This is a genomic window from Myxococcus virescens, assembly GCF_900101905.1.
GTDB classification, from domain to species: domain Bacteria; phylum Myxococcota; class Myxococcia; order Myxococcales; family Myxococcaceae; genus Myxococcus; species Myxococcus virescens.
This window is the reverse complement of the sequence record NZ_FNAJ01000001.1, coordinates 408162-420811: the sequence shown is the minus strand read 5'-3', so window position 1 is coordinate 420811 and position 12650 is coordinate 408162. Positions and strand designations below refer to the sequence as shown.

Here is a 12650-nt window from a genome sequence, read left to right as displayed (position 1 = left end):
GTGTCACCAGCGCTTGCGTTGTCACCGGGGCCTAAGGTGTAGAATCGGACTGATGCGCGCCCTCACGCGGTCCGTCTGGCTCATTCCCGTGCTCTTGCTGTCGTGTTCCGACGCGGGCCTCTACGCGCTCAATGGCCGTGGCCCTGGCGGGAAGGACCGCGCCAGCTTCGCCGGCACCGTCTGCGTGCCGCTCGCGGGCGGCGAGGCCTTTCCCACGAAGGTGATTTTCGCGCTCCAGGGCGGCGAAGGCGTCGAGCGGGAGGTGGTGGGTTACGCCACCGATGCGCTGTCCACGCTCTCCAGCCGCTTCTCCGGTCCCTTCGTCCAGTTCGGCCTCGTCGCGTACCACACGGTGGCGACGGGCCTGCTGGGCCGCTTCTCGGATGCGTCCGACTTCCAGGCCGCGCTGCCGCGCTATGCCACCTACCAGGAATCCGGCCCCGTGAGCGTCCGCGCCGCGCTGCGGCTGGCCAAGACGCTGCTGTCGGGCGACATGCAGACGTCCTGCCGCGGGGAGGTCGCCCGCACGCGCTACGTCATCGTCGTCGTGGTGCGCAGCCAGGACACCAGCTGCGCCAACCCGGCCTTCAACGTGGGGCTCGACTCGCGTTGCAGCGCGCTGGGCAACACGTCGGCGTGCAGCCAGTGTGAGCTCACCGCCGTCACCGGCGAAATCAAGGCGCTGGCCTCGCAGTTCAGCGCGGGCGAAGTGGTGGTGCAGCCCATCTACGTGCGCGGTGAGACGCCAGACCCCGTCACCCGCCAGCACGTGGCCGCCATCGCCAACGCTGGCGGCACCGAGCCGCTGGAGACGGACGCGGCGGGCCTGTCGGGCACCCTCACCAACATCCAGTACGCCGCGCGGACCAACACCCTCAAGCTCAAGCGCTTCTTCGCCTACAACCGCAACGTGGTGGTGCGCGCCGGGCAGGTGCTCGTCGACAGCGACGGGGATGGCCTCCCCGACGAGGATGAGGCGTTGATGGGCACCGACCCCGGGCGCCAGGACACGGACCAGGACGGGTTGATGGACGGCGTCGAGGTCCGCATGGGCCTGGACCCGCTCCAGCCGGACGTCATCAACGGCTGCAACGTGTCCCTGGACGAGGACGGCGACCGGCTCAACACCTGCGAGGAGCGCGTGCTGGGCACCAACGCCTGCATCGGTGACACGGATGGGGACGCGCTTCCGGACCTGGTGGAGGCGCTGGTGATGACGAACCCGCTCATCCCCGAGGACCTGCTCGACACGGACCGCGACGGCATCACCAACGTGTCGGAGGTGGAGGCGCACGGAGACCCGCTCAGCGCCGACCTCGACTTCCACCGCGAGCGCGGCTACGGCTACGAGCTGGTGGAGACCACGCCCACCGCGGACGGCCGCAGCTGCTACCAGGTCCGCGTGGAGAACGTCACCGTCGTCCCCACCCGCGAGCGGCCACACCCCTTCATCCCGGGCGAAGTCATCAAGGCGGGCACCAACGAGGTGTACCTCTACCTCCAGGCTGGCCGGGACAATGATCCACGGGGCGCGGGCATCGGCTCGCTCCTCATCCAGGAAATCCAATACAGCGAAGAGGGGGGCCGCCTGCCGGCGGGCATCATCCCCCTGGAGCCCGACACCTTCATCCCGGGGACCTGAAGCCCCCCTGGGATGTGGGGTCCACCCCTCGCCCTCACTGGGGAGTGCCCCCCACACCTTTTGTTCGACGCGCCCCTGCTCGTGCCCAACTCACTGACATTCCAGGGCTTCTCCCAAGTGTCTGGTACGGATCGTTCCTTGCTAGGCGTCCGGCGTTGAAAGGAGTCACCATGACACGCGCTCGTTTCGCTTCAGCCCTCACGCTGGGGGCTTTCCTCGTCCTCGGCCCCACGGGGGCGCTGGCGCAGTCCAACAACAACCCCGACAACCCGGAGTGTCTGGGCGACCGGTGCGGCATGCCGCTGGAAGTCGGCGGTGGCTGTGGCTGCGGCGCGGGCGGCAGCGTGTGGGTCAACTACACGGACGACGGCGACACGCTGTCGTACACGGACGACGCGGACGGCGACGGCCGCGCGGATGACCGCGACAACTGTCCCTTCGTCTCCAACCGCGACCAGGCGGACGACGACGGCGACGACGTGGGCAACGCCTGCGACAACTGCGCCACGCTCTCCAACTTCCAGCAGCGCGACGCGGACGGCGACGGCATCGGCGACGACTGCGACCCGGACCAGGACAACGACGGCCGCGACAACGCGGAAGACAACTGCCCGCTGGTGCCCAACCCCGGCCAGGAGGACCTGGACGGTGATGGCCTGGGCGACGTCTGCGACCTGGACGACGACGGTGACGGCGAGCTGGACGGCGACGACAACTGCCCCCGCGTCTACAACCCGGACCAGATCGTCAAAGAGGAAGAGGCTCACTTGTGCCGCGTGGATGCGGACAACGACAACATCTCCGACAGCAGCGACAACTGCCCCGGTGTGCCCAACCCCGACCAGCGCGACACGGACGGTGACGGCGTGGGCGACGCGTGCGACCCCGACATCGACGGCGACAGCGTGCTCAACACGCAGGACAACTGCCCCGCCGTCGAAAACCGCGACCAGCGCGACGACGACCGCGACGGCATTGGCGACGCGTGCGACACGCGCTACTGCCTGGTGACGAACCCCGAGCGCCCCGACGACTGCCTGGACCCGAAGTCGCCGTTCACCGTCAGCGCCGGTGGCCTGTTCCGCACGGACAAGGCCGGCATCACCATCCGTCCGCCGCTGTTCGCCAACCGCAACGGCGCGGCCATGGAGTACGAGTGGGTGGTGGTGAAGCGTCCCGCGGGTTCCACCTCGGTGGTGGAGCGTCCGCAGGGCGCCGTGACGCTCAGCCGCGACTGGCAGTACATGTACGTCGACGGCAGCGTGCCCACCTTCGTCCCGGACAAGAAGGGCGAGTACCAGCTCCAGCTGACCGCGCGCCTGGCCTTCTCCGACCGCGTCTTCCCGGACCAGCGCGTGTCCACCTCCACCCTCACGGTGCTCGTGGGGGATGAATCGGAGAAGGGCAACAACTGCAGCTCGGTGCCCGCCGGCTTCAGCGCCACCGCCCTGGGCGCCGCGCTGCTCAGCGTGCTGATGCGCCGCCGCCGTCCCCAGCAGTAACCTCGCCGTCCCCCTCCAGGAGGTCCCTTCCGCATGCGCCGCTTCGTTCGTACCTCGCTGCTCGCGGCGGGCCTCCTGGCTTCGGGCCTGTGGTCCTGTTCGGACGCCATGCTCGAATCGAGGGTGGATGCGCTCTCCAACCTCGATGACCGGCTGACGCTCGAGGGGCGGGTGTGCACGCGCCCGCCCAGCCCCTCTGGCTTCCCGGTGAAGGTGGTGGTGGTCATCGACGAGTCGGGCAGCATGTGCGTCTCCGACCCGCCGGGCGCGCAGCTCGACAACGGCTTCTGCCAGCGCCGGGAGATTCTGGACATCATCCCGGAGGGCGTCACCGAGCCCGCGCGCGTGCGCGCCCTCAAGCGGCTGGTGCAGCAGTTCCGGGAAGTGAACGCGCAGGGCGGCAACGTGCAGGTGTCCGTCGCTCCCTTTGAAACGAACGTGCGCAACGTCTGGCCGCCCACCACGACGGGGGACCGCTTCGCCCGGCCGGACAACAACATCGACAGCTACATCGAGGGCCTGCAGAGCCAGCTGGGCAAGGGCACCGACTACCAGGGCGCCCTGTCCTACGCCTACAGCCTCATCTCCAGCGACATCAACGCGGTGGCGCAGTCCAACCCGGAGCTGCTGCCGCGCACGCGCTACGTCGTCGTCTTCCTCACGGACGGCACGCCGTATCCGCGCTGCTCGGCCACCGACAACCTCAGCGTCTACGCCGACCCGGACAACCCGGACCTGACGTGGGCGGACTCGCTGAGCGACTTCTGCAACCTCACCAACACCACGGACCAGATTGACGGGTTCGAGGTGGGGACGGACCGCAACCAGAACTACCAGCTGTTCAGCTACGTGCGGCGGCTGATGGAGTTGAAGGACCAGTACAACGTGGGCGATTTGCGCATGCACACGGTGCTGCTCTTCAACCAGGAAGCGGTGCGGGCGTGTGGCCCCATCTGCCAGGACATCTACGGCGTGTACCCGGGCGTGGAGCCGGCGCGCTACCCGGAGGCCGCGAAGAAGATCGCCGCGTGGCTGCTGCGGCGCTTCGCGGACATCGGCAACGGCGTGTACCAGGAGTTCAACGACACGGGCGAAATCTCCAACCTGGGCCTGGGCGCACTGGACTACTCGTCGTTCGCCTCGCGCAACGTGATGAAGACGTTGATGGTGGAGTCGCTCAGCTCCGCGCCGGGAGACACCGGCCGCGTGCTGGACAGTGATGGGGACGGGGTGCCGGATTCCATCGACAACAGCTTCACGCTGAAGACCAACACCTTCGTGGCGGACAGCGACGGTGACTGCCTGGATGACGGCTTCGAGTACCGCCGCGAGGACCAGGGCTTCCGCGCCGCCAATGACTTGGACGCGCGTGGGTGCAACCCGGCCTCGCCGCTGACGCCCAACTGCGTCTGCCGGGACACCGACGGTGACGGCCTGTCCCAGTTCGCCGAGGACTACCTGCGCACGCGCACCGGCATCGTGGACAGCGACGGAGACGGCGTGCCGGATGGCCTGGAGGCGCGATGGGGACTCAACCCGCTGGAGAACAGCGTGTCGGGCCTGGACACGGACGGTGACGGCATCCCGGACGCCCAGGAGCTGCGTGCGGGCAGTGACCCCACGCGCCGCGACAAGGCCTTCCACGAGCGCTTCGGCTACCAGTACGAGACGCGCATCGCGGAGGTCCGTCCCGACGGCAGCCTCTGCTACGACTTCACCGTGTCCAACCTGCAGCTCGTCACGCCGCCGGACCGCGCGGGCGTGAAGCAGGGCTACAACCTCTTCAAGGTGTGGTTCGCCGAGGCGCCGGAGAGTGGCGTGAGCACGGACTACGGCGTGTGGCGCACCGCCTGCGCCTGGGCGCAGTATGCGCCGCCCAGCGTGCGGGTCCCGGTGGGGCCGGAGCTGGCCTTCGAGGATGCTGACTTCCGCCGGCCCGATACCTTGAGCAACCCGTGGAACAACCAGAACGACTGCGTCGGAATCCCGCCCTCGGGGAGCGCCAACCCGTGAGCCGCGTTGTCCGAATCCTGGCGGGCGTCCTGGTGGCCGTGGCGATGGTGATGGCGTGTACGGATTCCTATCTGTACGACCCTCGCCGTGACACGGAAGTGCCGGTGGACCGGGCGGTGACATTGGAAGGCCGCTTCTGCACCGTGGGCAGCAACGAGGTGGTGCGGCCCATCAAGCTGGTGGTCGCCATGGACGCCTCGCAGTCCATGCGGGTGAGCGACCCGGACGGCGCGCGCGCCACCGCGCTGGTGGAGCTCATCCAGAACCTGCCCAGGGACCCCGAGGTGCACCTGGCGGTGATGCTCTTCGCGGGCAGCACCACGGCCTTCCTCACGCAGCAGCCGGGCAACCCGCCCCAGGACGGCTTCGTCCAGGTGTCCTCCATGGATGACGCCACGCTGCGGCGCCTGTCCGAGCAGTTGCTCACCTTCCGCAACCCCGACACCTCGCCGAACCGGGACTCGACGGACTTCGTCAAGCCGCTGTCGGACATCTACTCGCTCATCAACACGGACATCGCGCGCAGCCGGCTGGACCCGGGCGGTGCGCAGGCGCTGGCGCAGGCGCGCTACTCCGTCATCTTCCTGTCGGACGGCAAGCCCACCAACGACCAGGATGACGAGTTGCTTCGGGGTGACGCGGTGGTGCGCATCCGCCAGCTGCGGGATTTGGTGGAGGACGTGCGCGTCAACACCGTGCACGTCTTCAACCCCACGCAGCCAGTGTCCTCGGTGTGTGACCTGTCGGGTGACGGGGGCTGCCCGCTGCTCATCATCAACCAGAACGCGGACCGGCTGGAGCAGATGGCGACGCTGGGGGGCGGCAACTTCCGCGACTTCCGCAACAACGAGCCCATCAACTTCCTGGACTTCACCTTCGGCCAGGTGCGCCGCGCCTTCATCGTGAAGGAGATGGTGGCCTTCAACTTCTCCGCGCCGCCGGGCAGCCCGGTGGGCGAGGCGGACTCGGACGGTGACGGCCTGACGGACGCGCGCGAGCTGGAGCTGGGCACGGACCCGCACAAGGTGGACACGGACGGGGACGGCTTCAGCGACGGCGTGGAGGTGTACTTCCGCGACCGCGGCGTGGACTTCAACCCCACGCAGGAAGCCCTGCCGGACGGCGGCGGGCTGGACCGCGGGTGTCCGCCGGCGCTGCGCGGCGTGGACTCGGACTGCGACGGCCTGCTGGACTGCGACGAGCAGTTCGTGGGCACCAACGCGACGCTGGCGGACAGTGACCGGGACGGCGTGCCGGACGGCATGGAGTGGCTGGGCGGCACGCAGGGCGCCAGCAACGACCTGGACGAGGACCCGGACAACGACGGGCTGACGAACCGCATGGAGCTGCGGATGCACACCCGGCCGCTGGTGGTGGACACCGCGGACCTGTCGGTGAATGGCTACCGCTACGCCTTCGAGGCGGACGGCCCGCCGGACAACCTGGGCCGCCAGTGCTACCGCTTCCGCGTGGAGAACGTCCTGCTGGCCCCGACGATGGCGTCCGCGGACGACGCGGGCGTGGTGCAGCGCGGGGCGGGCTTCAACGACATCGCGATGTCCGTGGCCATGGTGCCCGGAGACGACCCCACCGCCCGGACGCTTGTCCGCACCTTCCGCGTGAATGACGTGCGCTACCCGGTGGGCGGCATCAAGTCGCCCGCCGATGGCGTCATCCGCGTGGAACCCGAGCAGCTCGTCGACGGCTGCCCCGGCCGCCCCGACGACGTGCCCCCGACGCCTTGAGAACCGACGCCATGCCTACCTCTGTCCGTCTGTTGCCGCTCGCGTTGCTCGTCCTCGCCGCCTGTTCGTCTGGAGGAGGCGAGACTCCCGACGCGGGGACTCCCGTGGTGGAGGACCTGTGCAATTCGCGCGAGGAGGCGCTGACGCGGCCCGAGTGCGAGCTCAAGCCGGGCGAGCCGCTGGAGCGCTTCCTGGCGCTGGACAGCGAGCCGCGCGCCGGTGACCTGGACTGGTACCGCGTCGTCCTGCCGCCCGGCACCAACGCCCGCACGCTGCTGAACGTCAACGGGACGTACCTGGCGTCCAGCACCGCGGTGAATCTGTCCGTCACCATCATGGGGCCGCTGCCGGACGGGAAGGAGGGCTCGCTGGCGAGGAAGGAGGACAAGCACGCCCAGGGCGCGCCCCGTCCGGTGGACATCGTGTTGCCGCTGCGCGACGGGATGGAGAACCAGACGCTGCTGGTGCTGGTGCAGGACGCGCCAGACGTGCCGTCCCGGCCCAACTTCGACGCGCGTAACAAGTACCGGTTGACGGTGCGCATCGACCAGAACCCGGACGAGCAGGAGCCCAACGACACGCACGAGACGGCCACGCCGCTGGTGCTGACGCAGTCCGGGGAGATGCTGATGGGCGCCTCCACCGGCTACCTGGCCACGGACAACGACGTGGACCACTACGCCTTCGACCTGGCGGAGGGGAAGATTGCCTACGTGCACGTCAGCGCGCCCGACCTGGACTTCGTGCCCAACTGGCGCCTGTCCTACGAGCTGCGGCGCCCGGGCTTCGCGGAGAAGGAAGACGAAGGCGTGGTGCTGCCCCAGGTGCGGGGCGGCGAGCTGGCCACCGCGCGCAAAGTCAAGGTGGAGCACGCGGGGCGGTGGACGCTGGTGGTGAAGGGCTACCGCGGCACCAATGACCGGGACACGGCCCAGGGCGACCTCGTGCAGCGCTACGAGGTGGAGGTGCGCGTGCTGGAGGAGGAGGACGCGCAGGACCGGCTGGACCCGCAGCGCCCGACGGTGCCCGATAACGACCGGGCGCAGCGTGCCACCACGCGCAACCTGAGCGCCGCCACGCCCGGCGCTACCGGCTCCTCCGTCTCCTTTACCGGCCGCCTGGGCTACATCTCCGACCAGGATTGGTACTCGGTGCGGCTGCCGGCCTTCAGCACCCCCACGCTGCTGCGCTACCGGCTGGTGCCGCTGGATACGGGTGGCCGCTTCCCCGCGATGCCGGTGACGGCCTCGCGCGTGGTGCACGTGTTCACCCTGGTCGCCACCGGGGGCCCCTTGAACGAGTCGCGGGAGAGCTGCGCCACCGACGCCGCCGTCTGCCCGCGCGACTTCTCGGAGAACCCCGACGCCCGGGGCCTGGTGGATCGCTTCTGCCGGCGCACGGATTTGCCCGCGCCCATGTGTCTGCACTCGTCTCGCGAGGAGGCCGTGGGCAACTCGCGCTTCACCGGCCTGAGCAACTTCCGGGGTGTCATCCCGGTTCCGGCGCATGACGCCGCGCTGATGTACTACTTCCTGGTGCAGGACAACGGCTCGTGGGTGGACGACAAGGACTACCGCCTGGAGGTGAGCTGGGACGCGGAGGACGCGGACGAGCTGTCTCGCTACGTCAATGGCGCGGAGGCGCCGGTGGCGCGGACGCTGGCGTCCACCACGGCCTTCCCGTCGCCGCCCGACACGGCGGAGTTCTCCGTCACGGGTCAGCTGTCGCACGGCCACGGCCGGCTGCGCAGCGGCACGGACCGCGTCAACGGGCTCGGGGTGCGCGGCCCGTTGGACTACGACGCCGTGCCTTCCGACACGGACTCGTACGTGTTCGACCTGCCCTCGGTGCCGCCGCCGGAGGACCGGACGTGGCTGCTCCAGTGGGAGGTGGCGAAGCTGGCCGACGGTGGCACGCCGCACGGCCTGGCGCTGGACCTCACCTTCTGTGACGGCGATGCGACGGACGCCGGTGTCGGCACCTGCACGCCGGTGCGTACGGGCAACCGGGGGCCGCTGACGCTGGGCTATCGCTCGGACGCGCTGCGCGCCTGGCACACGCCGTCCAATGCGGGCACCAGCAGCCTGCAGCCGCTCTACCAGTTGGAGGACCGTCCCAGCTCCACCGTCGTCACCCTGGCGCCCTATGCCTGCGGCTGCCTGGAGCGGCGCTTCATCCGCGGCGGCACCCTGCGCGTGGATGTGACGGCGTCGGAGCGGCTGGACTACGAGCGGGTGAACTACACGCTGCGCACCGGCCACGGGGACTATCCGCAGAGCTACCCGGTGGACGGCGGGACGACGGTGTCGTGCCCGGTCGTCACCGACGGTGGGACGACGCCGGACGGAGATGGCGGCGTCATCCAGAACTACGCCGGGGGCTGCAACTTCACCTACCAGCCATGAGGCGGGTGGCGTCAGGGCGGGAGCGCTGGCTCCCGCCCGTCACGCGGTGGTCCGCGAGGACTTCAGGGCGCGACGCCCAGCCCGTTGAGGGTGATGACCTGCTGGGCGGCGTTGGCGGCATTGGATTCGATGGTAATCGTGCCGTCGTATTCCACGTCATCGGTGGGCATGAACGCCACCGTCAGGTAGGCGCGGTCATACGTCTCCAACCGCAGGGGCGTGTTCGGGGTGAAGCCTTCGGGAAGCTGGAGGGTGAAGACACTCGGCGCCGCCAGGGTGATGGCGGTGATGTCCAGCGGGTCCAGGCCGCGGTTCTGGATGGCCAGCGAGTTGTAGGTCGTCTGCCCGACGTAGGTGCCGTGGTTGAACTCGCGGTTGAACGTCAGCGCCGCGCGGTCGATGAAGAGTGTGGGCGCCTGGGGAAGCTCCGTCTCCTCCCCACAGCCAGCCAGGGCGAAGAAGATGATGGGGAGCCAACGGGTACGCAGTCGCATGGACATACACGCCTCGCATGAGGGTCTGAAGATGACGCCGGTTGTAACAGTGTTTGGCCGCAAGGCCCAGGCAGCAGCGGTGCTGCTTTTTGCGTCGCTTTGGGCAGGCTGCGACGGCACGCGTGAGGACTTCATCGGCGCGCGTGTGAAGGACTCCTGCGGCGCGGCATGGCCTGTCTGCGACCGCGTGGCGGGCTGTATTCTCGGTTCGGAAAGTTATTCGGAAGGCCGCTTCCCTGGCCGGCAGCAGCTCATCGTCCAGTTGAAGGAAGCCTCCACCGTGAAGGTGAGCTTCTTCCTGGAGGACGTCACCGCGGCGGGCAGAGAAACGGTGGTGCAGTTCCACGAAGAGGGCTGCCGGGCGCGCATCCGCCGGGCCACGGAAGGCCGCGCGGTGCTGGACGTGATGGAGCGGCAGGGCGCCTTCACCGAGGAGGCGGAGCTCACCGGCGTGGGCGACCACCTCATCGAGTTCGAGTCCGACATGCAGGCGCGCTACATCATCAAGGTGGACGTGACGCCGCTGCGCAATCGCTAGCGTCAGCCCTTGAGCTTGCGCACCAGGTGGTCCGCCACGCGGAAGCTGTTGGCGCTGATGGTGAGCGTGGACGGCACGCTGCCGCCGGTGGGCATGAAGCTGCCGTCCACCACGTAGAGGTTGGGCACCTCGTGGGCGCGGCAGTGGCGGTCCAGCACGGACGTCGCCGCGTCGTCGCCGAAGCGGCAGGTGCCGTGCTGGAGGATGGACGTCTCACCGCTGGTGGTGCCGCGCCGGACGTCATCCGGGTCCAGGCGCAGGAGGACTTCCTCGCCGCGCTCCACGAGGAAGCGCGTGGCCGCCAGGTCCATGGGGTGCCGGTCCACGGTGATGGCCGCCACGGGGATGCCGTAGCGGTCCTTCACGCCGTCCTCCACGCTGACGTAGGTGCCGGCGGTGGGGAGGAACTCGGCGTACACCTCGAACTGGAGGATGCGTGAGTCGCGGTACTCCCGCATCTTGTCCTTCAACGCCTTGCCGAAGAGGGCCTTCTCGCCCTTGCCCGCCAGCCCCACCGCGGCGTGGATGGGATTGGGGTGGGCCCACATGAAGCCCAGCGTGCCGCCCTTGCGGAAGCCGAACTGGGCGTCGGGCATCAGGTAGAAGTCCTGGAGGCTGCGGTTGACGAAGGGAGACGGGTCCTTCAGCCACGGCCGCGCGGCGGACTGCTTCGACAGGCGGAAGGTGGCGTGGGATTCGCCGAACGAGCTGAAGGTGAGGTTGCGTCCCACCAGCCCGTTGCCGTTGGCCAGGCCCTTTGGGAAGCGGCTGGAGGTGGAGTTGAGCAGCAGGCGCGCGCTCTCCACGGCGGTGCAGGACACGACGATGACCTTCGCCGGCTGCTCGCGCGTCACGCCGTCCGCGTCGAGGTAGACGACGCTCCGCGCGCGGCCCTGCTTGTCCACCTCCACCGTGCGCGCCATGCAGCCGGGGCGCAGGTCCACGTTGCCGGTGGCGACGGCGGCGGGGATGAGGCTGGCGTTGGTGCCGCTCTTCGCGCCCGTCTCGCAGCCGTAGCTGCCGCACAGCGCGCAGTATGAGCACGGCGCGCGGCCCCGGTAGGGCTTGCTGAGGATGCCGCGCGCGGTGGGCAGGGAATGCCAGCCCATGGCGCCGCACGCCTTGTCGATTTCCTTCGCCACCGGATGCACGTCCAGCGGCGGCAGCGGGTAGGGTCCCTTGCGCGGCTCGGCGAAGGGGTGGGGGACGGACTCGCCGGACACGCCCAGCTCCGCCTCGGCCTTGTCGTAGAAGGGCGCCAGCTCCTCGTAGGAGATGGGCCAGTCCGCCACGGTGGAGCCGGGCACGGCGCCCAGCGTGGAGCGCAGCCGGAAGTCCACCGGCTTGAGCCGGTAGAAGAAGCCGCTCATGTGGACCGTGCCACCGCCCACGCAGTTGGCGGTCCACGCCGCGCTCGTCTTCTCGTAGCGGCCCTTCGCGCCCTGGCGCACCAGGTGTGGCTCCTCCCACGGCACCGGCATGAAGAAGTTCCGGCGGCTGTTCAGGATTTCGTCGTGGATGAAGTCCTTGGGTTGGTAGTGCGGGCCCTTCTCCAGCACCACCACCTTGAAGCCCGCGCGGCCCAGCTCCAGCGCCATGGGCGCGCCGCCCGCGCCGCTGCCGATGATGCAGATGTCCACCTCGGGCAGGCTCATCGGTGGACCCCGCATTCACGCAGGCACTTGGGTCCGTCGTAGCCTTCCGGCGGCGCGGACGCGACGGTGCCCACGGTGTCGAAGCCCATCAGCCGCCAGCCCACCTTGCCCTGGTTGCCGCCGTAGGACGGGTCCCCGAGGAAGCCCTCCAGCGTCATCACCGTCAGCAGCTCGAAGAAGTGCGCCTCGCCGCTTCGGGGCGGGCTGTCCTTGAAGAGGGTGAGCAGCTCGTCCTGCTGCTCGGCCGTCAGGGCGGCGAAGCCCTTCTGGTGCATGCGCTGGGCGCGGCGCTCCAGGGCCGCCACGCCGGAGAGGAAGTCCTCGCGCACGGGCTCCAGCTCGGGTGTCTGGAGGATGCGGTCGATGTAGACGGGGACATTCGCATCGAGGGCGCCCGGGTCTTCGTCTCGCGGGAGGATGCGCTCGGTGGCGGCGGCCACCACTGCGTACTCGAAGGAGGAGAAGGTGCGCGGGGCCTGGCCGTCCTGCTTCGCGGCCAGGGGGCCGGTGTCCGCGGGGGGCGTCTTCTCTTGGGGTTCGGAGGAGCGCTTGCAGGCGGGGCCGAGCAACACCACGCCTCCGCCCAGGAAGGTCATCCGCTGGATGAGGGAGCGCCGGGACAGGCGCCCCCGATTGGAATGCGCACGTGTCATACG

9 protein-coding genes are annotated in these 12650 nt (G+C 69.4%); 6 read left to right on the top strand and 3 right to left on the bottom strand.

Going from position 1 to position 12650, the window contains the following annotated elements; translation table 11 throughout:
- The first annotated feature begins 52 nt into the window (after positions 1-52).
- From BLU09_RS01705 to BLU09_RS01685, 5 genes are all read left to right on the top strand, one after another.
- Positions 53-1642 (top strand): thrombospondin type 3 repeat-containing protein, encoded by a 1590-nt coding sequence (locus tag BLU09_RS01705; RefSeq protein WP_090484677.1) that lies wholly within the window; start codon positions 53-55, stop codon positions 1640-1642.
- 170 nt (positions 1643-1812) lie between these two features.
- Positions 1813-3144: a cell-cell cohesion MYXO-CTERM protein MtsC gene (gene mtsC, locus BLU09_RS01700; protein WP_167371009.1), complete on the top strand. Its 1332-nt coding sequence runs from the start codon at positions 1813-1815 to the stop codon at positions 3142-3144.
- A 33-nt stretch (positions 3145-3177) separates the two neighbouring features.
- On the top strand, positions 3178-5157 hold the full coding sequence (gene mtsD, locus BLU09_RS01695; RefSeq protein ID WP_090484673.1) for a cell-cell cohesion protein MtsD: 1980 nt from the start codon (positions 3178-3180) through the stop codon (positions 5155-5157).
- Positions 5154-6902, top strand: a complete 1749-nt coding sequence (locus BLU09_RS01690; protein ID WP_090484671.1) for a vWA domain-containing protein — start codon at positions 5154-5156, stop codon at positions 6900-6902. The genes mtsD and BLU09_RS01690 overlap by 4 nt, the downstream gene beginning before the upstream one ends.
- An 11-nt stretch (positions 6903-6913) precedes the next feature.
- On the top strand, positions 6914-9307 hold the full coding sequence (locus BLU09_RS01685; protein ID WP_186817799.1) for a hypothetical protein: 2394 nt from the start codon (positions 6914-6916) through the stop codon (positions 9305-9307).
- A 62-nt stretch (positions 9308-9369) separates the two neighbouring features.
- Here the strand turns inward: BLU09_RS01685 and BLU09_RS01680 are convergent, their stop codons facing one another.
- A complete protein-coding gene (locus BLU09_RS01680) occupies positions 9370-9801 on the bottom strand; it encodes a hypothetical protein (protein ID WP_244171347.1) in 432 nt (143 codons plus the stop codon).
- A gap of 31 nt (positions 9802-9832) precedes the next feature.
- Between BLU09_RS01680 and BLU09_RS01675 the strand changes: the two genes are divergently transcribed.
- Entirely contained in the window at positions 9833-10339 is a 507-nt protein-coding gene (locus tag BLU09_RS01675; RefSeq protein ID WP_244171346.1) for a hypothetical protein, read from the top strand.
- Between the two features lie 2 nt (positions 10340-10341).
- On the opposite strand, the gene BLU09_RS01670 is transcribed toward BLU09_RS01675, so the two are convergent.
- Complete coding sequence (locus tag BLU09_RS01670) at positions 10342-11994, bottom strand: GMC family oxidoreductase (RefSeq protein ID WP_090484664.1); 1653 nt, start codon at positions 11992-11994, stop codon at positions 10342-10344.
- The gene (locus BLU09_RS01665) at positions 11991-12647 is read right to left on the bottom strand and encodes a gluconate 2-dehydrogenase subunit 3 family protein (RefSeq protein WP_090484662.1); all 657 of its coding nucleotides are present in this window, start codon (positions 12645-12647) and stop codon (positions 11991-11993) included. The genes BLU09_RS01670 and BLU09_RS01665 overlap by 4 nt, the downstream gene beginning before the upstream one ends.
- Between the last annotated feature and the right edge of the window lie 3 nt (positions 12648-12650).

Coding starts and splice junctions, on each gene's coding strand:
- mtsD (WP_090484673.1), top strand. CDS start 3,178: ATGCGCCGCTTCGTTCGTACCTCGCTGCTCGCGGCGGGCCTCCTGGCT.
- BLU09_RS01705 (WP_090484677.1), top strand. CDS start 53: ATGCGCGCCCTCACGCGGTCCGTCTGGCTCATTCCCGTGCTCTTGCTG.
- mtsC (WP_167371009.1), top strand. CDS start 1,813: ATGACACGCGCTCGTTTCGCTTCAGCCCTCACGCTGGGGGCTTTCCTC.
- BLU09_RS01680 (WP_244171347.1), bottom strand. CDS start 9,801: ATGCGACTGCGTACCCGTTGGCTCCCCATCATCTTCTTCGCCCTGGCT.
- BLU09_RS01670 (WP_090484664.1), bottom strand. CDS start 11,994: ATGAGCCTGCCCGAGGTGGACATCTGCATCATCGGCAGCGGCGCGGGC.
- BLU09_RS01665 (WP_090484662.1), bottom strand. CDS start 12,647: ATGACACGTGCGCATTCCAATCGGGGGCGCCTGTCCCGGCGCTCCCTC.
- BLU09_RS01685 (WP_186817799.1), top strand. CDS start 6,914: ATGCCTACCTCTGTCCGTCTGTTGCCGCTCGCGTTGCTCGTCCTCGCC.
- BLU09_RS01675 (WP_244171346.1), top strand. CDS start 9,833: ATGACGCCGGTTGTAACAGTGTTTGGCCGCAAGGCCCAGGCAGCAGCG.